Source organism: Candidatus Eremiobacteraceae bacterium (genome assembly GCA_035710745.1).
GTDB lineage: Bacteria > Vulcanimicrobiota > Vulcanimicrobiia > Eremiobacterales > Eremiobacteraceae > JANWLL01.
Genome location: DASTCX010000016.1, coordinates 113,984 through 135,536 on the forward strand (window position 1 = coordinate 113,984; position 21,553 = coordinate 135,536).

Here is a 21,553-nt window from a genome sequence, read left to right on the forward strand (position 1 = left end):
CGCTCCATTTTTCTCTCGCGTGATCGCGGCTGTGAGTTACTGCGGGACCGCGGGCGGACCCGAAGGCGGCGGCGGCGACGGAGGCGTGAAGACCGGCGTCGGCGGCGGGGCGTAACCCGCCGGAGAGAACGATGCCACTTGACGCGGATGGAGGAGCGGCAGCATCGCCGCGCCGAGCGCGACGCAGCTGACGCACGCTTCGAGCACGATGCCCATCCACAGCGGCAGCAGCGCTTCGACGGCGGTGATGATCACGAGGCCGACCGCTGCGGTCGCAAGCGGCGAGGGTTCGACCGCGTTCGCGACGTCGAAGAGCCGGCGTCCGAGGAGCTGCGCGACGGTGGCGCGGCCGACGAGATACGCGACGACGACCGCGACGACGACGGCGGGCATGAGCACGATGCCGATGACGGTGATCGTCAGCGCGATCATGACGACGACGAGGATGAACGGCCAGCTGAACCCGACGACCGTGCCGAGGACCGGACGGCGCACGAGCTCGTCGCGCAGCATGCGGACGGTGCCAGGCGCGATCGCGAATGCGAGCAGGCTCAAGATCCCGAGGACCGCGAGGAGCGTGTACCACGCCGTCGGTGGTCCGTTGTCGTTGTTGATGTTGTCGGTGTTGTCGGGCACCGGCGGAACAGGCGGGACCGGCACCGGGGGTACCGCGTACGCGCCCGGGTGATGACGTCCGCTGCCGGTATTCGCGTTGGCCGATTGATTGTCGACGGAACCGCCGAACGCGACGGTGCTGCCGTCGACTTCGCCGGAAGGATAGATGGTGAGATCGCCACCCATGACGGCTGCGTCTCCGTCGACGTGCCCGTACACCTTGGCGTTGCCGCCGAAGACGACGAGATCGCCCGTCACCTCTTGACCTTCGCGGACGACGACGTCGTTGCCGAACGACACGAGGTCCTTGCCTTGCTTCGCATCGGCCGGGCTCGTCGCCGCCACAAGCAGTGCGAGCGCAGCGGGCGCGAGCATCACGAAGAAGCGAGACGTACGTTTCATGAGAGAACTCCAGAGAGCGTCGCGCGGACCCGCGACAGATATTTGCGGCCGGCGACGACCATGACCGCGAGGAAAGCGATTTCGATGGCGACACCGAGCGCGACGATCGGGACCGCGTGGAAGTCGATGGCGACGCCGTAGAGCGTCGTCGCGGCGACGCCGAGCTTCGCGCCGAACGCGGCCGCCCCAGCTGCGATGGCCTTCCAGCGGATCGCGCCGAATGCGGTGAGCGCGCCGATCGCGATCCAGAGCGCGACGTCGGCGATGACGAGCCACCAGAGGCGCGTCGGTTGACGTTCCGGCACCGGCATCGCGGCGATGCCCGCCATGACGGCGATCGTGAAGTCCTGCCGCGGCTCGATGCGCGTCAGGCGGACGAGTGACGCTTCGACGGCGTCCAACCGGCTGGCGAATGCGCGGCACGAAGCGCAGCTCGAGAGGTGCGACTCGACGAGGCGGGCGTCGCGCGCCGGCAGTTCGCCGTCGCGGAGCGCTCCTATCCTTGCCTTACATGCAGAGCAGTTCACGGCTGGTGACCTCCGCTTCGAGCGTCGCGTGCGCGGTGTGATCGGCCGAGCCCTCGGCCTCGAGCGCGCGCGCGAGCGCTGCTTTGCCCCTGTGGATGAGCGTCTTGACGTTGCCGAGCGAGACCTGCATCGTGTCGGCTATCTCCTGATATTCCATATGTTTGAAGTAACGCAGCGCGAGCGCGGCTCGCATCTTCTCCGGCACGCGCAACAGCGCGTCGCGGACGCTGCGCTCGTCGTCCGCCGCAAGAGCCATCGCCTCGGGTGCCGCCTCGCGGCGCGTATCCGGCAGGCGCTGGTCGAGCGTCTCGTCTTCGAAGAGATCCTCGGTCTTCGGGCGGCGGCTCTCTTTGCCCAAGTGCGTCCGAGCCACGTTGCGGGCGATCTGATAGAGCCAGGTCGAGAACTTCGCGATGTTCGGGTTGAAGGTCCGTAGGTGCGCGTATGCTCGCATGAAGGTTTCCTGTGCCAGGTCGTTCGCGTCTTCGGCGGACCGGACGCTCGCGAAGATGAAGTTGACTATCCCCCGCTTGTGCCGCTCGACGAGCGGCGCAAAGGCGTTTGCGTCTCCCTTGAGGACGAGCCCGACGAGGGCTTCGTCCGCCACCTGCGCGCCGATCTGAGGACCTCCCGTCTGCACGATATACCTAAATTCTGAAGAAAAGTTGCGCCGCCCGTCGGCTGGGAATCGGCCGTCCCACGACACGGATTCCGCGTCCTTTGGTCGAAAACCCGGCCCATGCACCACAAGCAAAGCACGGACGAGCTGGCCGGAAAGCCTACTTCGCAGTCGGCGACCGTCCTCGCGACGCTCGTCGAGCCATCACAAACGAACGCGATGGGCAACATCCATGGCGGCACGATCATGAAGCTCGCAGATCAAGCGGCCGGAGCGGCAGCGATCCGCCATGCCGGCCGCATCTGTGTGACGGCGAGCATCGATCGCCTCGACTTCTTGAACGCCGTCCACGTCGGCGATCTCGTGACGCTCAAATCGGCGGTGAACTACGTTCATCGGACCTCGATGGAGGTCGGTGTCCACATCGAGGCCGAGAACATGACGACCGGCGTCGTCAAGCACGTCGCGAGCGCGTATCTCATCTTCGTGGCGCTCGACGAGAATTGCAAGCCGGTGACCGTCGCCCCGGTCATCCCGCAGACCGAATCTGAGAAGTTGCGCTACCGGCAAGCCGAGCTGCGCTACAGACAGCGTCAAGAAAACCGCGCGCAGCAGCGCGCACTGCTCGAGGCTCAGCGGACGGCTCGATGACGGCGGGCGCGCGCTACGGCCTGCTGTTCGTTGGAATAGCAGGCTTGTCGCTCGCCGGCGTCTTCTACCGCGCCGCATCCGCGCCGCCTATCGCGATGGTCGCGTGGCGCATGCTCATCGGCGCCGCCGTGCTCCTGCCGGTCACGGCAGTCACATCGGCGATGCATCGCCGCTATCGTATCGCATCGAACGATCTCATCTGGAGCATCGTCTCGGGGACGTGCTTTTGCATCGATCTCGTGTTGTGGGCGATCAGTCTTCGTTATACGTCGATCGCGAGCGCTGCGCTCTTCGTGAGCACGCAGCCGATCTTCGTCGCCGCGTTCTCCACGACGGCACTCGGCGAGCGCCCATCGCGCGCGACGATCGTGGGTATCTCGCTCGGGATCGTGGGCATGGTGGTCGTCGGAGCAGTCGACCTCCGGCTCGCAGGTCATGCGCTCGTCGGCGACCTGCTCGCGGTGAGCGCAGCGTTCGCGGAGACCGCCTATTTATTGATCGGACGTCGCGTCCGCCGTCACGTCGACGCGCCTCGCTACGCGCTCGTCGTCTACACGACATGCGCGGCGTGCTGCTGGATCGCATTGGCCGCGTTGCGCGTGCCGGCATCGATGAGCGGCCACGACATGATGATGGCGCTCGGCGTCGCGCTGTCGGCGACCGTCATCGGGCACACGCTCGTCTCGTTCTCGCTCGGGCACATGCCCGCGCCGGTCGTCGCGGTCTCGTTTCTCGCGCAGCCGCTGCTCGCAGCGTTTTTCGCTTATGCCATCTTGCATCAGTCGATCCCATGGACGACCGCGGCCGGCGGCCTGATAGCGCTCGCGGGGATAGGCATCGTGGCGTACGCGAACGAACGGCAACCGCTCGCCGCGGGCATGTGAACGCGGGGGGAAGTCATTGCAAAAACGCGCGCTCATAACCGGCATCACCGGTCAAGACGGATCGTATCTCGCCGAGCTCTTGCTCGAAAAGGGCTACGACGTCTTCGGCATCACGCGGCGCTCGAGCACGAACTCGTTCGACCGCATCGAGCATATCATCGATCGCATCACGCTGCTGTCGGGCGATCTGCTCGACGAGCATTCGCTCGTCGCCGCCGTGCGGGAATCGCAGCCAGACGAGATCTACAATCTCGCCGCGCAGAGCTTCGTTCCGACGTCGTGGTCGCAGGCCGTTCTCACCGCGGAATTCACGGCCGTCGGCGTGACGCGCATGCTGGAAGCGATGCGCGCGGTCAAACCCGATGCGCGCTTCTATCAGGCATCGAGCAGCGAGATGTTCGGCAAGGTCGTCGAGACGCCGCAGACGGAGAAGACGCCGTTCTATCCTCGCAGTCCGTACGGCGTCGCAAAAGTGTACGGCCATTGGATCACGGTGAACTATCGCGAGTCGTACGGATTGTTCGCGTGCTCAGGAATACTTTTTAACCACGAAAGCTTATCGAGCAACAGCCCGGTTATCATCCGCGAGCGCGGTCTCGTAGACATCCTACCGATCAGCGAAGTGGTGTCGGTGCTGCCAAAGGGACCGGCCTATCAGCGCTTTGATACAAGCGGGCTAGAGGTGTGGGATGGCGACAGCTTCGTTCGAGTTCTGGGTGGAACGGCTTATCATCATGCGCCGCTTAAGCGCAACAAGGACGTTCGCCGGATCGAGGCACGATGCGGGAGCGTGACGACCACCGGCGATCACGTCGTTTTTCTGGACGATGAAGAACGAGCCAATCGCGACGTTCGTCAAGGTGATAGAATGCTGCGAGCTTCGTTGCCGCCGGCGCCCGGCGTTACGACAGTGAGCAGCGAACTTGCTTGGCTCCTAGGGGCTTTCGTCGGCGACGGAAGCGCCTATCTTCAAAGGGGTAACGCTAGGGCCAAATTCGTCAACAATGACTTGTCCCTACGGCGCCGCTTTGCAGAAGCGTGGCAGCGAGTGACCTGCGGATGGTCTTCCGAGGCACGGGGAGTGTCGGGCTTCAGGGCAGGCGCCGTCGTGGGTGCGCTTGCGCTAAACGGAGCGTCGACGTTCGTCCAGTGGTTGCGCGACGAGTGCTACACCGACGACGGATACAAGCGGATACCGCGCATCGTCCTCAACGCCGATGAGCAGACGATGGTCGCGTTTCTCGAGGGGTACAACGCGACGGACGGGCTCAAAGCCGGCAGCCCCCGTTACCAATTCAAGAACTTCAAGACGAACTCGCCGACGCTTGCGATGGGCCTTTGGTGGCTCGCTCGAGTCGCTCTCGATCAGCAGCCGGTGCTCAACGTCGATGTCGGACCACGCGAGCGTCCAGGACCGTTCTACTCCATGAACTTGCGGACGCCGGTAATCTCGAATCAGGGAGCGCACCTCCGGAGGGATCTTGCGGAAGTCAAGCGAGTTGTGTCGATACCCAACTACGACGGTTGGCTCTACGATCTCACGACCGAGTCGGGCAAATTCCACGCCGGCGTCGGCGAGTGCGTCATACATAACTCGCCGCGTCGCGGTCTGGAGTTCGTCACGCGCAAGGTAACCGATGGGGTTGCTCGCATCAAGCTCGGGCTCGCTAAAGAACTACGTATGGGTAACCTCGACGCGCAACGCGATTGGGGTTACGCGCCCGACTACGTACGTGCGATGTGGATGATGCTGCAGCAGCCCGATGCGGACGACTACGTCATCTCGACGGGGCGCACGCACAGCGTGCAGCAGCTCGTCGAGACGGCGTTCTCGCATGTCGGGCTAGACTGGAAGAAACACGTCGTCATCGATCCGAAATTCATCCGCCCTGCCGAAGTGGACATGCTGATCGGCGACGCCACGAAAGCGCGCACGAAGCTCGGGTGGCAGCCCGAGGTGTCCTTCGAACAGCTCGTCGCCATCATGGTCGACGCCGACCTAGCGCGCCTCAAGCAGCAGCATCGAGCCTGATGAAGGCGTTCGTCACCGGCCTCGACGGCTTCGCCGGCCAGTGGCTGGCGCGCGAACTCATAGCGGCCGGAGCCGACGTCGCAGGAGGCTCGCGCGTCGCTCTTCCTTCCTATAGTATTCTGTCGCAGACGGAGGCCGGTGCACTCGGCTGGTTTGGGTTCGAACTGACCGACCGCGAATCCGTTGAGAGAGCTCTGGCCGGCGCACGACCCGACACGGTCTTCCATCTCGCCGCGCAGGCGTCGGTGAGCGAGTCGATCGCCGACCCCGTCGCGACGTACGAGACGAACGTCGTCGGCACCGCGATGCTGCTCGAATCGATCGCGACGGTGACTCCCGACGCGACGGTCGTGTGCGTCGGCTCGGCGGACGCCTACGGACCCGTCAAGCCTGAAGAACTGCCGCTACGCGAAACGGCGGAGCTGCGGCCGACGAATCCGTACGCCGCGAGCAAAACGGCGGCAGAATCGATCGCGATGCAGTACGCCCGCTCCGCGCGGCTCAGAGTCATCGCGACGCGCTCGTTCAACCACACGGGTCCGGGTCAACGCCCCGCGTTCGCGGTCCCGGCGTTCGCGAAGCAGATCGCGGACATCGCCATAGGGTCCGCTCCTCCCGTTCTCCGCGTCGGCAATCTCGATGCGCGTCGCGACTTGTCGGACGTGCGCGATGTCGTGCGCGCGTATCGCCTCCTCGCGGAACGCGGCGAGTCCGGCGTCGCTTACAACGTCTGCAGCGGGTCATCGGTCTCGATGCGCTCCATCGTCGACCGGTTGGTGAGCATCGCCGGTATCAATGTCACGATAGAGATCGACCCGCAGCGCCTGCGCCCGTCGGACACGCCCGAGCTCGTCGGCGACAACAGCCGCCTGTGCGAAATGACCGGCTGGACGCGGCAGATCCCGCTCGAGCAGACGTTGCGCGATGTCTACTCATGGTATGCGGCAAAGGGCACGAACGCTCGTTAGTCAATTCCCGTCGCATGCAGGTCAGATCGGGCGGCTGGCGGACGATCGTCTTCAAGAACCGCGGGGCGCTCCTCGTGCCGGTCGCGCTCGTCTTGCTCATTTTCGGAAGACCGTCGATGCTGAGCGCGCAGATCGGCATCGCCGTCGCCGTGCTCGGCGAAGTGCTGCGTATCTGGGCTGTCGGCTATTCGGGCGAGACGACGCGGGCCGACATCGTCACTGCGCCCGCGCTCGTGACGGCCGGGCCGTACGCCCTGACCCGAAATCCGCTTTACGTGGCGAACGCGATCATCGCGCTCGGGTTCTGGTATGCGTTCGCGGGCGGCATCTCGATCGCCGAAGCGTCGATGACGTTCGTCGTCGTCGTCGCACTCGTCGTCGGCGTGTACGCGATCATCATCCCGCTCGAAGAAGCATACCTCGCCGGCCACTTCGGCGACGCGTATCGCCGCTATGTCGAGACGGTGCCCCGCATCGTACCCACCGGCAGCTCGCTCGCACCGGCTGACCGTTCGGGCACATGGAAGCCCAACGTGATCATGAGAGCGGAGATCATCACGCTCATCTTTTTCATCCTGATGCTGACGATCGTTTACCTCAAGCTCGGCCAGTGGGCTGATTGGGGGATCTACTTCTAGGACGGCTCCAGCGAAAGAGCTCCCGAGCCGGCGCGAGCTCTAAGGCGAAATCGCGGCGGTCGACCGTAAAGGTCGACCGCTCCCCGGGACATTGGGAGGCCAGCGCAAGAATTCCGAATCGTGGGACCATCTCATCAGCCATTGCGAACGCCCGTTGGCTTGCTGGCGGAAGGACCGCGATGCTACCCTTGGAATGCACCCATCCCGCCGGTACGCTTCGGGCCGATTCTGCGGAGATCAGGCGAGCGCCGCCGCCTGAATATCGGCCCAAGCAAGGCAAAAAGTGTGGCGATTTTCGAGAACGCCGGCGGGGAAATGCAACCACGGCCGCTGCCAACAGCGGCCGCTTTTTTTGTTCCCACCAAAGGCGCGTCCGGCGAAGTGCCGTAACGTGCGAAGGTCGAAACATCGCGTTATCACACCGGTCCACAACAGGAGCCTTTCATCCGTGCCCGACACCGTTGTCGTCGCCGCCGTCCGCACGCCGGTCGGCAAGCTCGGCGGCTCGCTCTCATCGCTCGCGGCGACGTCCCTCGGCGGCGAAGCGATCCGGGTCGCCGTCGCGCGCTGCGGCATCGACCCTTCGCAGATCGACCACTCGATCGTCGGCCAAGTCATCCAAGCCGGCGCCGGGCAAGCGCCGCACCGTCAGGTGACCTTCATCGCCGGCCTGCCGAAGACGGTCACATCTGAGACGGTGAACAAAGTATGCGCGTCGGGAACGCTCGCCATCGCGTCGGCGCATCGGTTGATCCAAGCGGGCGCACATCGCTCGATCGTCGCGTCGGGTATGGAAAGCATGTCGCGCGCGCCCTATCTCGTTCCGGAAGCGCGCTTCGGATATCGCATGGGCGACGCGAAGCTCATCGATTCCATGATGAACGATGGCCTTTGGGATGCGTTCCTCCACCAGACGATGGCGCAAGAGAGCGATCGGGTCGCAAGCCACCTCGGACTCGGTCGCGAGCGACAGGATGAATTCGCTCTGCGCAGCCACCATCACGCGGTCGATGCGTTCGAAAATGGACGCCTCGCCGACGAGATGATCCCGCTCAAGGTGGCGTCGAAGGCGCGCGGACGCCTCATCATCGACAAGATCCCCGCGTCGCGCGAGCTCGTCGGCGTCGGCGCGATGCGCATCGATGAAACACCCGACGAGTTCGTCGCCAAGCCTGAGAAGTTCTCGCCGTATCTCGCGGACCCAAGCGCGCCGTTCGCGCTCGTCGATCGCGACGAGGCGCCGCGAAAGGACACCAGCCTCGACGCGCTCGCGAAGCTGAAGCCGCTCAATCCTGGCGGGTCGATCACGGCAGGCAATGCTCCGGGAGTCAATGACGGCGCAGCTGCCCTCGTTCTCGTGTCGTCCGACTTCGCGCGGCAGAACGGTCTTACGCCGCTCGCCAAAGTGCTCGGCCACGCGACCGCCGCCTGGGATCCGCCCTACCTTCCTGTGACGCCCGCGATGGCCGCGGCCAAGCTCCTCGATGAACACAGGCTGCGTGTCGAAGACATCGCGCTCTGGGAGATCAACGAGGCGTTCGCCGCCGTCGCGCTCTCGTCGATCGACCGGCTCGGCCTCGATCAAGAACGGGTCAACGTCGATGGCGGCGCGATCGCGATCGGGCACCCGCTCGGCGCGAGCGGCGCGAGAATCGTCGTCCATCTCATCCATGCCCTGCGCAAGCGCGGCGGCGGACTCGGCGTCGCGGCCATCTGCAGCGGCGGCGGTCAGGGAGATGCCCTGCTCGTCGAGGTCGGTTGAGACTAAGGACGGGCGATGGATTTCGAACTCGGCGAAGAACAGCGCGCCGTCCGTGACATGGTAGCCGTGTTCGCAGCGCGCGAAGTAGCACCGCACGCGAACGACTGGGACCGCGAACACACCTTCCCGGCTGACGTCTTCCGCAAGCTCGGCGAGATCGGTATCATGGGCATGACCGTGTCCGAGCGCTACGGCGGGGCCGCGCTCGACTCGATCAGCGCCGTTCTCGCGATCGAAGAGCTCAGCCGCGCGGACGCAGGTGTCGGCGTCACCGTCTCGGTCCACACGGGCCTAACCTCGCGCATCGTCGAGCTCTTCGGCTCCGAAGCGCAGAAGAAGCACTACCTCCCGCGCATGTGCACCGGGGAATGGCTTGGCGGCTTCGCCCTCACGGAAGCGGATTCCGGAAGCGATGCGGCATCGCTGCGCACGCGCGCCGCGCGCCACGGCGACTGCTACGTCCTCGACGGCACGAAGCAGTGGGTCACGAACGGCGGTCACGCCAGGGTCTTCATCGTGTTCGCGCGCACCGGCGGACCCGGACCGAAAGGCATCTCAGCATTTCTCGTCGACCGCGATACGCCCGGCCTATCGCTCGGGCGCGTCACGGACAAGCTCGGGATCCACTCGTCCGACACGACCGATCTCGTCTTCGAGCACGGCGAAGTCCCGGCGGACGCGCTGCTTGGCGAAGAGAACGGCGGCTACAAGATCGCGCTCGCCACGCTGGGCAACGGCCGGCTCGGAATCGCGGCGCAAGCGGTCGGCATCCTCGCCGCCTGCCTCGATACCTCGCGTGCGTACGCGAAGGACCGCTTCCAGTTCGGCCGCCCGATAGGCGCGTTCCAGGGCATCGCGTTCAAGGTCGCAGACATGGCCGTCGACTTGGACGCCGCGCGGCTGCTGCTCTATCGCGCGGCGTGGCTGAAGGACCGCGGCGTCACATCGATCGACGCGTCGTCGAAGGCCAAACTCTTCGCGTCGACGGCTGCGCGCAAGCACGCCGCCGAGTGCATCCAGATCCTCGGCGGATACGGATACACGACCGAGTTCCCCGCCGAGCGCTACTATCGCGACTCGAAGATCACCGAGATCTACGAGGGCACGTCGGAGGTGCAGCGTATCGTCATCGCTCGCGAGCTCATCGGCCGGCTCGACGAGCGCACCGCGAAAGACCGGCCGGCGCCCCGGCTCACCGACGGCGCGGCGAAGGAGCCCGCCACAAAACACTAGGCCAGACCACGGCGGTCGAGCTAAAGCTCGACCGCTACAAAATAATCGGGAGTGTAAATGAGACTGCTCGAGTATCAAGGCAAAGAATTGTTCGCCCGAGCGGGCATCCCGGTGCCCAAGGGCAAGGTCGCGTCAACGGTCGAGGAAGCGGTTGCGATCATGCACGCGAACCCGGCGCCGTCCGCCGTCAAAGCGCAAGTGCTCATCGGCGGCCGCGGCAAAGCCGGCGGCATCAAGTTCTGCAGCGACGAGCGCGACGTCGTCGAGCCCACGAAGGCGATCCTCGGCATGCGAATCGCGAACGCCCAAGACCCGGTCGGCGAGATCGTCAAGCGCGTCTGGATCGAGCAGCGCATGGACATCGCCAAGGAGTTGTACCTCTCGATAACCGTCGATCGCGCATCGAAGCGCCCTATCATCATGGCGTCTGCGATGGGCGGCATGGACGTCGAAGAGGTCGCTGAGAAGCATCCCGAGGCGATCGCGAAGTATCGCGTCGATCCGTCCGTCGGCTATTGGCCGTTCATCGGCCGCCGGCTCGCCCGCGAAGCGGACCTGCCCAAAGAAGTGAGCAACGAGTTCGCGTCGATCGTCGGCAAGCTCTACGCGCTCTTCTTCGACGTCGGGGCATTGCTCGTCGAGATCAATCCGCTCGCCGTGACCAAAGACGGCAAGCTCGTCGCGTCGGATTCGAAAGTCGACCTCGACGACAATGCGATGTTCCGCCACAAGGAGCTCGCCGCATGGAAGCCCGAGGGCGAACGCGATCCGCTCAAGGAGCGCGCGATCGCGGCCGGCCTTGGTGAGAACAACTACGTCCAGCTCGACGGCGACGTCGGCATCATCGGCAACGGCGCCGGCCTCGTCATGGGCACGCTCGACGCCGTCAAAGCCGCCGGCGGTCAGCCTGCGAACTTCCTCGATATCGGCGGGGGCGCTAAGGCAGACGTCATGCGCGAAGCGGTCAACATCGTCACGTCGAACCCGAAAGTCCGCTCGCTCTTCATCAATATATTCGGCGGCATCACGCGCGGCGACGAAGTCGCGAAAGGACTCGTCGAGGCGTTGGCAGGCGGCGGCTGGGATCGCCGCAAGCTCGTCATACGATTGACGGGCACGAACGAAAAAGAAGGCCGTGAGGTGCTCCGCCAAAACAACATCGAAGCGGTCGAGACCATGAACGAAGGGGCGAAGCACGCGGTCGCCCTCGCACGAGCATAGGAGCAAAATCTTGTCCATCTTCCTCAACGAACGATCGGAAGTCATCGTCCAAGGCATCACCGGACGAGAAGGCCTCTATCACGCCAACCGCATGCGCGCGTACGGCACGAAACTCGTCGGCGGCGTCACGCCGGGCAAGGGCGGCCAGACGGTCGAAGGATTCGCGGTGTTCGACGGGGTCCGCGAAGCGCGCGCGAAGACCGGCGCGAACGTCAGCGTCATCTTCGTGCCTCCGCCGTTCGCCGCAGATGCGATCCTCGAAGCCGCCGACGCCGGCGTCGAACTCGTCATCTGCATCACCGAAGGCATCCCCGTCCACGACATGCTCAAAGTGATGGCGTCCGTTCCGTCGACGACGCGCGTCATCGGTGCGAACTGCCCGGGCGTCGTCACGCCGGGAGTCGCGCTCGCCGGCATCATGCCCGGACACGTGTTCAGCGACGGAAACGTCGGTTTGATCTCGCGCAGCGGCACCCTGACGTACGAGATCGTCGATCAGCTGACGCGGTCGGGAATCGGCCAAAGCACGTGCGTCGGAATCGGCGGCGATCCGATCATCGGCACGGTCTTCGTCGATTGCCTGGAGGCATTCGAACAAGACGGCAAGACCGAAGCGGTGGTCCTCGTCGGTGAGATCGGCGGTACCGATGAAGAAGACGCCGCGCAGCTCGTCGCGGACAAAAAGTTCACAAAACCGCTCGTGACGTTCATAGGCGGCCGTTCGGCTCCAAAAGGGAAGCGGATGGGCCATGCGGGCGCGATCATCACGGGCAGCATGGGCACGCCGGAATCGAAAGTCGCCGCGTTCCAGAAGATCGGCGCGCCCGTCGCCGACAGTCCGGCCGATATCCCCGGACTCGTCGCCCGGGTCTTGAAACAGCCAGCCAAAGCCTGACCGAAGACCGCATTAGCCCTATCGCGCCGGCACCGTCCGGCGCGATGGCATCAATGCGTCATTTCTAGGCCTCGGATCAAGCCATACAAAGGCACGGCAGAACGTCCAACCGCCGTTCCGTCCGAGAGGACAAATGTGAGATTGCCATGAAAATGCCAGCCTGGAAATGCGCATCCGGGCGGATGCTGCATTTTCTACGGTTGTCTCCGGACGGCACACGAGCCGCGGAGAAAATCGTCGCCATTCGCTTCAAGGAGAGGTTTGGAATGCCAAAATTTGGGTTCCTAAGGATCGCTCTCTTGGCGATGCTAGTCGTGCTTTTCCAGGGAACATGGGCACTGGCAGGCACAACCGGCGGCCTCACGGGCTACGTCGTCCAACCGGACGGCACAGCGCTCGCGGATGCCAAGGTCACGGCAGCATCACCTTCTGAGTCGGCCACAGCGACCACTGACGCGAGCGGACACTTCTCGTTCGTCTCGCTCACCCCGGATACGTATACGGTCACGGCCAGCAAAGACGGCTATGACCCGACGAGCCAACCCGGCGTCACGGTCCTCGCGGACTCGACGGCGGTCGCTCGCATCACGCTTCACCCGACCGTCAAGGTCCTCGGCCACGTGACGAGCACGGCGCAAGCCGCACTCGTGAAGGCCGGCACGACGGCTGACGTCTACTCGATCAATTCGACGACGTCGGCGAAGTCGGCGACCCTCGGCGGCGGCGGCAGCCTCGGCCAGGCGTACGGCGCGATCGCGTCGCAGCCCGGCGTCGTGGTACCGCCGGGTCAGAGCGGCTGGTTCCAGACGATCCACATCCGCGGCGGCGACTTCGACCAAGTCGGGTACGAATTCGACGGCGTGCCGGTGTTGCGGTCGTACGACAACTATCCGACGACCTCGGCCTCGACGCTCGGCCAGCAAGAGCTGCAGATCTACACGGGCGGCGCGCCTGCGAACTCCGAGTCGCAGGGTCTTGCCGGCTACATCAACCAGGTCATCAAGAGCGGCACGTATCCTGGGTTCGCGAACCTGAACCTCGGGATCGGCTCGCCGACGATGTACAACAGCATGCAGTTCGAAGCCGGCGGTGCGACGCCGAACCGTAACTTCTCGTACTACGTGGCGTTCGGCAACAGCTCGCAGAACTTCCGCTGGTTCGACAACAACAACGGCGCCGGCATCCAGCAGAAGTTCGGCGCAGCGTTCGCGCAATTGCCCTGCCCAGTGTTACCTGGCACGCCGCAATCGGGCGGTGGCAATCCGAATCTCGCGAACTGCTATGCGACAGGCATTGGCCCCGGCGGGTATGCACTTGGCCCGCCCGTGGACAGCTTCAACGTCGCGCAGGGGTGGGATCATGAGTCGATCATGAACCTTCACTTCGGCATCCCGCATCACAACGATTCGGGTAAAGACGACATCCAGTTGCTCTACGACAACACGTACCTGCACAACACATATTACAGCTCGGCGAGCGACTGGACGGTCCCGGGCAACCCGTTATTCACCAGCTTAAACGGCGGTGGATCGTTCGGGTATCTGAGCGGTCCGGGCATCGGCTGGCAATACCTTGGTAAGGTAGGCCAAGCACTGCCTACGAGCATGACTGCGGCCCAGCTCCAGGCGATGGTCAACCCGGTGTTCTTCGCGTACAACCCGGCGAGCCAAAAGCCGTTTAGCGGCGGCCCGTTCGGGGCGTTCGCTCCGATCCCGACCGACCAGCGCGACGGTACTGCGAACCCCAACTCGATCATCAAGCTGCAGTACCAGCACAACATCGGTACGGATCAGTACATCCGCGTCTACGGCTTCCAGAACTGGTCGGTGTGGCCGCAGACGTGTCCGAACACAGGTTGGACCAACTACTTCGGCTACTGTCCGCTCAACTATTACGTCGACACGTATACGAGCGGCGTGAGCGGCCAGTACGCCAACCAGATCAACGACAAGAACCTCATCAACCTCGAAGTGTCCGATTTCTGGGCTCAGGACTACCGCGCCAACGACACGACGATGCTCAACGACCTCGGTAACTACTTCGGTGGACCCGATCGGCCGTTCGCGTACCTCGTGAACTCAAAGGCGCCGACATCGGGCATCTGCTACGACGGGTCCGGCAACCCGCAGAGCTGCTACTCCGGTCTCGAGGGAACGATCGGACTCAACGCAGCGGGCACCGGAGCTGCGAACCTCACGTTGCCGGCGACATGCGGCACGGGTCCGTGCGAGTGGTTCGTCGCTGAGAACGGCCGACGAGGCGGCGGCAACTTCGCCAAGCCGAACTTCGGCTGGGTGTCGTTGCAAGATCAATGGAAGCCGTCGCAGCAGTTGCTGTTCAACATCGGTGCGCGGTATACACGCTACTTCTACCAGTTGTCCGATACCGGCGGTCCGGCTCGCGACTTCTGGTTCAATGCGTGGAACGCGTCGCACTGCGTGAATCCCGGCGGCGGTCAAGTGCCGTTCAATAACGGCCTCGGCGCCTGCCCGGCCGGCACGATTCGGGCGACGATGACGAACCTTCCGAACGACACCGAGACCTTCACGGATCTCGAGCCTCGTGTCGGCGGGACGTACACGGTCAATCCGGACAACGTCATCCGGTTCAACTACGGCCGCTACAACCAGCCGCCGAACACGGCCTACGAGCAGTACAACCTGCTCCAACAGGACCTCGCGTCCTACGACGCGACCAACTTCTGGCCGATCGGTTTCACGACGACGACGCACCACATCACGCCTCCGACAGCGAACAACTACGACGCTTCGTGGGAGCATCGGTTCGCGGGCAGCGACGTGAGCTTCAAGCTGACGCCGTTCCTGCGCCAAACCCACGGTCAGATCCAGAACTTCTTCTTGGATCAGAAGACCGGCTTCGTCTCAGGCCTCAACGCCGGTAATCAGACGTCGGACGGTGTCGAGTTCGAGCTGAGCAAGGGCGACTTCAACCAGAACGGGCTTTCGGGTCTGTTCTCGTTCACATACACGCACAGCTTCATCCACTACAGCACGCTCGCAAACGGCGGCAGCGTGCTCAGCACCGTCAACGTCGCGATCCAGCAGTACAACTCGTTCACGAGCGCGTGCGCGGGAGCGTTACCGTCGAATAACCCGAACTCGCTTTGCGGCACGTTCGGCGGCGCGAACGCTATCGCCACCGAAGGCAGCGGAATCGCGAACCCGTACTTCAACGCACCGGCGCAGCCGCTCTTCGATCTGACCGGGAACTACGTGCCCTTCAGCACGATTCCGGGCCTTATCGAGACGGCGTCGGGCTCGTACGAGACCCCGACCGCAGCTGCGTTGATCCTCAACTTCAAGCACGACAAGTGGGCGATCACGCCGCAGCTGCAGTTCTTCGGCGGCGGTTATTACGGCTCGCCCTTGAACGCTTACGGAGTCGATCCGTCGGGCTGCGGTTCAGCACTCGGTGGGTCGGTCGCCGGTGATCCGCGGTATCCCTACGGCGGCAGCGGCACTCCGTACGATGCCCTTACGTGCGGCGGAACAATTGCGGTTCCGAACCCGTACACGCACAAGTTCGACAACTTGGGCGCGTTCCGGGGCCCGAACCAGATCCTGTTGCACGCGCAGATCTCGTACGAAGTCTCGCAGCGCGTGACGATGTCGCTCAACCTGGCGAACATCGTCAACCAGTGCTCGGGCGGAACGTCTGAGCCTTGGACGCAAGGCGCTAGCAACAAGGTCTGCGGCTACACGCTGCCGGGCTACAGCGCACCGCTGAAGTATGGCGCATTCGCATCGCAAAGTGCGGGCGGCATCTTCAACCCTGGCTCGTCGCCGCAGTTCCAGTTGCAGTTCCCGTACCAGCAAAACCCGACGGTACAACCGTTCAACGCGTACCTCAACGTCCAGATCAAGCTCTGATCTAGGATTCGCAACAACGCCAGCGGCCGCCGGCTCAATCCGAGCCGGCGGCCGCTGGCTATTTATGGAGCCGTCGACTTTTACGGTCGACCGCCGCGGCTAGCCTGATTTGTCGAGCGAGTCGGACACGCGCTCGAAGTGATAGCGCGATACTTGCTCGGCCGAGGCGGTGTCGCCTGAACCCGAACGTATCTGGACCACGTCGAGCTTGACGGGGACGAGCTTGGGCGCGTTGTAGACTAAGCTGGTCTCGATCGTCAGCGAGCCGTTGCCGATGCCCTTCACCGCTTTCGATGTGGATTGATCGAGACGTTATCGCCGCTCGTCGCCGTGACGGTCGTGTCGGTCTGGAACTCCGTCTTGCCGTACGTCATGTCGGTCGACCACTGCTGCCCCTCGACCAGCGATCGATCCGCGAAGTAGCTCGTGCCGAAGTAGCGCATGAGGCTCGTCATGTCGGCATCATCGGAACCCGATAGCTTCACGAGTTCGCCGTCCGGCCGCACGATGAACGTCGCATCGAACGGCTTGGCGCCGTTCTCGGCGTCGGTATTTTCTTTGACCTCAGCTTTGAGAAAGCCGGTGGAATCGACCTCGAGAACGTCGACCGTCATCGTACCGCGGAAACCTGAGGTCCGCCTTGATGATTCGGGCGGCGCGGCCAGACCAGTGGAGGTCGATTGGACAACGCCACCGCCAAAGCCGTTCTGATCTTGAGGTGATTGATCGGTCGTGTATTCCGTCGACTCGTCGTCCGAGAAGTTGTAGACGATCTCGCGCAGCGGCACCGACGCTTGCGCTTGGCTTGAAGACGAAGTCGCCGAACTGTCGAGCAATAGTCCGGCGACGAGAAAAGCAGCGAACATCATGTGCCCTCCCGAGCGGGCGTTGCAAGAGGGCGGTATATTCGCCGCTGGTAGATTCGCCCCTCGCGCTATTAGCCCGCCGGCTTTTCGAGGGTGTCCGAAACGCGATCGAAGTGATAGTGCACCAAGTGCGTCCCTTCGTCGGCGAACCCGGATCCGCCGCCGCTCGAAACGTCCGAACCAGAGCGCGTCATGATGACGTCGAGGCTGACTGGCACGAGTTTGGCAGCCTCGTATCCGATCTTGCCTTCGATCTCGAATGCGCCGTTGATCACGCCTTTTTCGGCCTTCGTCTCCAGCGATATCGTCGCGACGTCGCCGCTCACGCTTGAAACCGTCGTCGTCGTCTTGTAGTCGATCCCGTCGGATGTCGAATACGACGCCCATTGGTTGCCCTGTTGGAGCGTGTTGTCGCCGAAGTATTTCGTGCCGAGATAGGGCACGATCGTCGCCATATCTTCGTCGACTTTTCCCGCCGTGACGATAAGCTCGCCGTCAGGATGGATGATTATGTCAGCTTCGGTCGGTGCGCGGTAGTTCAGCGCGTTGGTCGAATCCTTGACGTGTGCTTTGAGATAACCATTAGAGGGGTCGACTTGCAAGATATCGATAGTCATCGAGCCGTTATATCCGCCGACCGACGTCGACGTGTCCGTGCCCTGGTCGTAGCTTTGCGCCGTCGTAGTGCCAGTCGAGTTGAGCGAATATTTGTACACGATCTCACGCAAGGGGCCCGCGCTCGGTGAAGCGGTCGGCGCGGGTGGCGATGAGTCGGCGAGAAACGCAGCGAGCATGAATGCGAACATGATTAAGGCCGTCTCCGACAAGGCGAGGCAGTGAAAGACCCAATTTTTCGCGACTTATCCACCACCCCCTCGGCTGGCGTTGCACGCCGCTGGCAGCATATGAGGGAGGGTCTCTTAATCGTTCAAGTGAAAGACTGTCCCGAAGCGTCGTCCGGCAAGACGGCGGCGCTCATCTCGCGCGCGGTGCGTCTCGGAATCCCGCGCGATTCATAGCACCACAATGGAGGAAACCCATGTCGATCAAGGGGCTACTCCGTCTCGCGCTTTTGGCACTTCTCGTCGTCGCCTTCCAGGGAACTTGGGCACTGGCTGGCACGACCGGAAGCATCCAGGGCATCGTGACGGACTCGGATGGCCATCCGATCGCCGGGGCGGCCGTGACGGCGATATCGCCGTCGCAGTCCGCTCATAGCGTAACGGACAGCAAGGGCTTTTTCGCCCTGCTCAATCTCTCGCCCGACACGTATGCCGTCACGGCATCGAAGGACGGCTACGATGCGTCGACCCTGAACGGCCTCACCGTTCAGGCCGACCAAGCGACGCGCGGCGACTTGTCGTTGCGCAGCTCGGCCAAACTGCTCGGTCATGTGACCGCCACCGCGCCGACGTCGGTCGTCAATAAGACCGTCACCGGCGATCTCTACGCGGTCAACTCGCAAGCGATCAACTCGTATCAAGGAAGCTCGGGCGGCGCTGAGACGCTCTACAGCCAGAACGGCGTCGTCGGCTCGCTGCCGGGCGTCGTCCGCACGGTCGGATCGGGCGGCGGCTACTTCGGCCAAGGCACGCTGAGTCTGCGCGGCGGCGCATACGACCAGATCGGCTTCGAGCTCGACGGCGTGCCGCTCAACCGCGGCTTCGACTTCTACAACAGCACGTCGTTCCTCACGAACGGTCTCGCGAGCCTCGAGGTCTACACCGGCGGCGAACCGGCGGACGCAGGCCGCGCGATGTCCGGCTACATCAATCAGGTGATGCAGCGCGGCCGTTATCCCGGCGGCGCGGACTTCACCGTCGTGGCCGGATCACCGACGTTCAATCATACGCTGCAGACCGACGTCTTCGGCGCGACGCCGAACGGCGGCTTCAGCTACTACGTTTCGACGCTCGCCACGAATGCCGGCTACGATTTCAACAACCGGCAGGATAACAACAACCTGACGCTCTCGGTCCCGGCGAACGATCCCGGTTGCGCCGATTTCGCGCAGTTGCAGGCCGGTGACGGCGCACAACAGGCGAACTGGCTCAATTGCGGCCGCGCGAACAACCTGCTTGCGGGCATCTCGCAAGGCACGTACGGTTCGAACATCTACGGCGCGCAGCGCGACACGGTCGCGAATCTGCACTGGCTGTTCGGCCACAACGGCCTGCAGGACGACCTCCAGGCGCTTTATGTCACAGGCAGCACCTTCACGCCGAGCTATGACCAGTACTCGGGTCCGGGCGTCGATCCGGCGTTGTACTGCGAAGAGAGCGCGTGCGCGCTAGGTCCGAACAACCAGATCCTCTGGCCGACCGGCTCGATCTATCGCGGAGCCGTGAACCAGCCGGATACCGGTCCGTCGGAAACGCTTACGTGGCCGACGGCAAACGGATCTCAGGGTGGGATTCCTGCCGGATTCACCGACAACCAGATCACGCAGTACAGCATCGAGAAGCTCGGCTTCACGCGCTCGCTGAGCTCGACGTCGTACGTGCGCCTCTACGGCTATCAGCTCTACTCGTTCTGGACGCTCAACCAGCCGACGGAAGCGATCGTGGGCGGCACGTTCTACCAGCTCCACGATAACGCGACCGGCATCACGCTGAACTACCAGAATCAGCTGAGCTCGACGAACTCGATCAGCTTCGATGCTGACTACACCAAAGACCTGACGCTGCGCTACAACTACGGCAACTACTTCCATCAGCAGCGTACGGCCGGCGAACCCGGTGGTGGCGTCGTCTGCGGCGATCTCGCCGTCTTCTCATCGCTCGGCGCGTGCGGCGGCGCGAACACCAACGTCGCGATCATCCGCGGTCCGTACGGCTACTGGTCGTCGACGACGCCGATCACATCGGACGCGGTCGTCGCCGACACGTGGAAGCCGAGCGATAAGTGGTCGCTCGACATCGGCGCGCGCTACGACCAATTCAAGTTCGCGCTCATGCCGCTGCAGATCACGGGTCCGAACGGCCTTGCGGAACAGGCGCAGAACCAATGGGGCATGTGCCTCCACGGCTACCATTACGGAGCCGGCGAACCGTGCAACGGCTACCTGACAGGCTACGTGGCCGCAGGCACCGGAGGACTGCCGCAAGACCTTCCCGGCGCGGCGAACTGGCAGGACGTCTCGGGCGACCTGACGTTCAACGAGTTCAGCCCGCGCTTCGGCGCGACGTACACGCTGTCGTCGAACGACGTGCTCCGGTTCTCGGTCGGACGCTACGTCCAGCCGCCGAACTCGGCGTTCGAAGAGTACCGCGCGGCGCCGTTCTGGGGTTCCGGCGATACGATCTCGATCCTCAACCGCTACTACGACGGACTCGGCTTCCTCGCGGTGCACAACGTGCAGCCTGAGGACAGTACGAACTACGACCTCTCGTTCGAACACGATTTCTCGAACGGGCTGTCCGCGAAGATCACGCCGTTCTACCGCGACACGCGCGGTCAGATCCTCAACCTGCCCGTCAACCCGCAACAGCCGAGCTTCGTGACCGGGTACAACTTCGGCGTCGCGCACATCAGCGGCGTCGAGTTCCTGGCGCGCAAGAACCGGCTTACCGAGAACGGGCTCTCGGCGACGTTCTCTGCGACGTACACGCAGTCGAAGATCCGATTCACGAAGTCGGCCGCCGGCGTGTCGTTCATCGACCTCATGAACAACAACATCAAGGCCTACAACGCGGACTACGGCACGAAGTACGCGCTGCTCGATCCGAACGGGTACTACTACCCGTCGTATACACAGTCGCCGCTTGCGACTTCGCCGTCGTACACGGTGCCGTTCGTGTTCACGCTGACGCTCGACGAGCGGACGCACGGCTTCGACATCACGCCGACGTTCAATTACCAATCCGGTAATCCGTACGGCGACCCCGCGCTCTTCCCGGATCCGCACTGCAACCCGAATCTCGCGGTGAACCCATCCTCGTGCGTTCCGGTCGGAGTGGGTCAGGTCTACGATGGTGGAGCCGGACCGAATCCATACACGCACACCTTCGACGCTCCCGGTTCGCTCAAAGGCCCGTCGTGGCTGGCGATGAACCTGAGCGTCTCGCACGACCTCGGGACCAACTCGAAGGTGAGCTTCCTCGTGACGAACCTCTTCACGTCTATCCATAACCATGGATATCCGTGGGAGCTGCCGACCGGCGACGGCGTGCTGTCGTACGGCGACAACATCTTCTACAACCTGATCCCGCTCGGCTATAACGGCCTCACGGGGTTCCCGGATCGCACCCAGTACTTCGGCGACAACTACTACCCGTACTCGCCGTCGGCCGTCGCATCGGCACGCGAGTACGTGTTCAGCATCTCGACGAAGATCTAAGCGTCGAGTGA

Annotated in this window: 17 protein-coding genes; 11 read left to right on the plus strand and 6 right to left on the minus strand. The window is 63.6% G+C overall.

Annotated elements, in window-relative coordinates; all coding sequences use genetic code 11:
* Nucleotides 1-36: 36 nt before the first annotated feature.
* From VFO25_06255 to VFO25_06265, 3 genes are read right to left on the minus strand one after another with little or no spacing between them, the layout of a single operon-like run.
* Nucleotides 37-1,017, minus strand: a complete 981-nt coding sequence (locus tag VFO25_06255) for a hypothetical protein (GenBank protein HET9342496.1) — start codon at nt 1,015-1,017, stop codon at nt 37-39.
* Nucleotides 1,014-1,544, minus strand: a complete 531-nt coding sequence (locus VFO25_06260) for a zf-HC2 domain-containing protein (GenBank protein ID HET9342497.1) — start codon at nt 1,542-1,544, stop codon at nt 1,014-1,016. The genes VFO25_06255 and VFO25_06260 overlap by 4 nt, the downstream gene beginning before the upstream one ends.
* The gene (locus tag VFO25_06265; GenBank protein ID HET9342498.1) at nt 1,525-2,184 is read right to left on the minus strand and encodes an RNA polymerase sigma factor; all 660 of its coding nucleotides are present in this window, start codon (nt 2,182-2,184) and stop codon (nt 1,525-1,527) included. Before VFO25_06265 ends, VFO25_06260 begins: the two co-directional genes overlap by 20 nt.
* A gap of 99 nt (nt 2,185-2,283) precedes the next feature.
* Between VFO25_06265 and VFO25_06270 the strand changes: the two genes are divergently transcribed.
* From VFO25_06270 to VFO25_06315, 10 genes are all read left to right on the plus strand, one after another.
* On the plus strand, nt 2,284-2,814 hold the full coding sequence (locus VFO25_06270; GenBank protein HET9342499.1) for an acyl-CoA thioesterase: 531 nt from the start codon (nt 2,284-2,286) through the stop codon (nt 2,812-2,814).
* Nucleotides 2,811-3,698, plus strand: a complete 888-nt coding sequence (locus tag VFO25_06275; protein HET9342500.1) for a DMT family transporter — start codon at nt 2,811-2,813, stop codon at nt 3,696-3,698. Before VFO25_06270 ends, VFO25_06275 begins: the two co-directional genes overlap by 4 nt.
* Nucleotides 3,699-3,714: 16 nt before the next feature.
* Entirely contained in the window at nt 3,715-5,730 is a 2,016-nt protein-coding gene (locus tag VFO25_06280; GenBank protein ID HET9342501.1) for a GDP-mannose 4,6-dehydratase, read from the plus strand.
* A complete protein-coding gene (locus tag VFO25_06285) occupies nt 5,730-6,698 on the plus strand; it encodes a GDP-mannose 4,6-dehydratase (GenBank protein ID HET9342502.1) in 969 nt (322 codons plus the stop codon). Before VFO25_06280 ends, VFO25_06285 begins: the two co-directional genes overlap by 1 nt.
* Before the next feature lie 14 nt (nt 6,699-6,712).
* Nucleotides 6,713-7,336, plus strand: a complete 624-nt coding sequence (locus VFO25_06290; protein ID HET9342503.1) for a methyltransferase — start codon at nt 6,713-6,715, stop codon at nt 7,334-7,336.
* 448 nt (nt 7,337-7,784) lie between these two features.
* The gene (locus tag VFO25_06295) at nt 7,785-9,098 is read left to right on the plus strand and encodes a hypothetical protein (protein ID HET9342504.1); all 1,314 of its coding nucleotides are present in this window, start codon (nt 7,785-7,787) and stop codon (nt 9,096-9,098) included.
* Between the two features lie 15 nt (nt 9,099-9,113).
* Entirely contained in the window at nt 9,114-10,331 is a 1,218-nt protein-coding gene (locus VFO25_06300) for an acyl-CoA dehydrogenase family protein (GenBank protein HET9342505.1), read from the plus strand.
* A gap of 57 nt (nt 10,332-10,388) precedes the next feature.
* Nucleotides 10,389-11,552, plus strand: a complete 1,164-nt coding sequence (gene sucC / locus VFO25_06305) for an ADP-forming succinate--CoA ligase subunit beta (GenBank protein ID HET9342506.1) — start codon at nt 10,389-10,391, stop codon at nt 11,550-11,552.
* Nucleotides 11,553-11,562: 10 nt separating this feature from the next.
* Nucleotides 11,563-12,447: a succinate--CoA ligase subunit alpha gene (gene sucD / locus VFO25_06310; GenBank protein HET9342507.1), complete on the plus strand. Its 885-nt coding sequence runs from the start codon at nt 11,563-11,565 to the stop codon at nt 12,445-12,447.
* Between the two features lie 305 nt (nt 12,448-12,752).
* Entirely contained in the window at nt 12,753-16,337 is a 3,585-nt protein-coding gene (locus VFO25_06315) for a carboxypeptidase regulatory-like domain-containing protein (protein HET9342508.1), read from the plus strand.
* A 99-nt stretch (nt 16,338-16,436) separates the two neighbouring features.
* On the opposite strand, the gene VFO25_06320 is transcribed toward VFO25_06315, so the two are convergent.
* The 3 genes from VFO25_06320 to VFO25_06330 form a co-directional block, all read right to left on the minus strand.
* Entirely contained in the window at nt 16,437-16,622 is a 186-nt protein-coding gene (locus tag VFO25_06320) for a hypothetical protein (protein HET9342509.1), read from the minus strand.
* Entirely contained in the window at nt 16,619-17,206 is a 588-nt protein-coding gene (locus VFO25_06325) for a hypothetical protein (protein HET9342510.1), read from the minus strand. The genes VFO25_06320 and VFO25_06325 overlap by 4 nt, the downstream gene beginning before the upstream one ends.
* A 68-nt stretch (nt 17,207-17,274) precedes the next feature.
* Entirely contained in the window at nt 17,275-18,009 is a 735-nt protein-coding gene (locus tag VFO25_06330; protein ID HET9342511.1) for a hypothetical protein, read from the minus strand.
* Nucleotides 18,010-18,242: 233 nt separating this feature from the next.
* On the opposite strand from VFO25_06330, the gene VFO25_06335 reads away from it, so the two are divergent.
* Nucleotides 18,243-21,542, plus strand: coding sequence for a TonB-dependent receptor (locus tag VFO25_06335; protein HET9342512.1), 3,300 nt, complete (start codon nt 18,243-18,245; stop codon nt 21,540-21,542).
* Nucleotides 21,543-21,553: the final 11 nt, after the last annotated feature.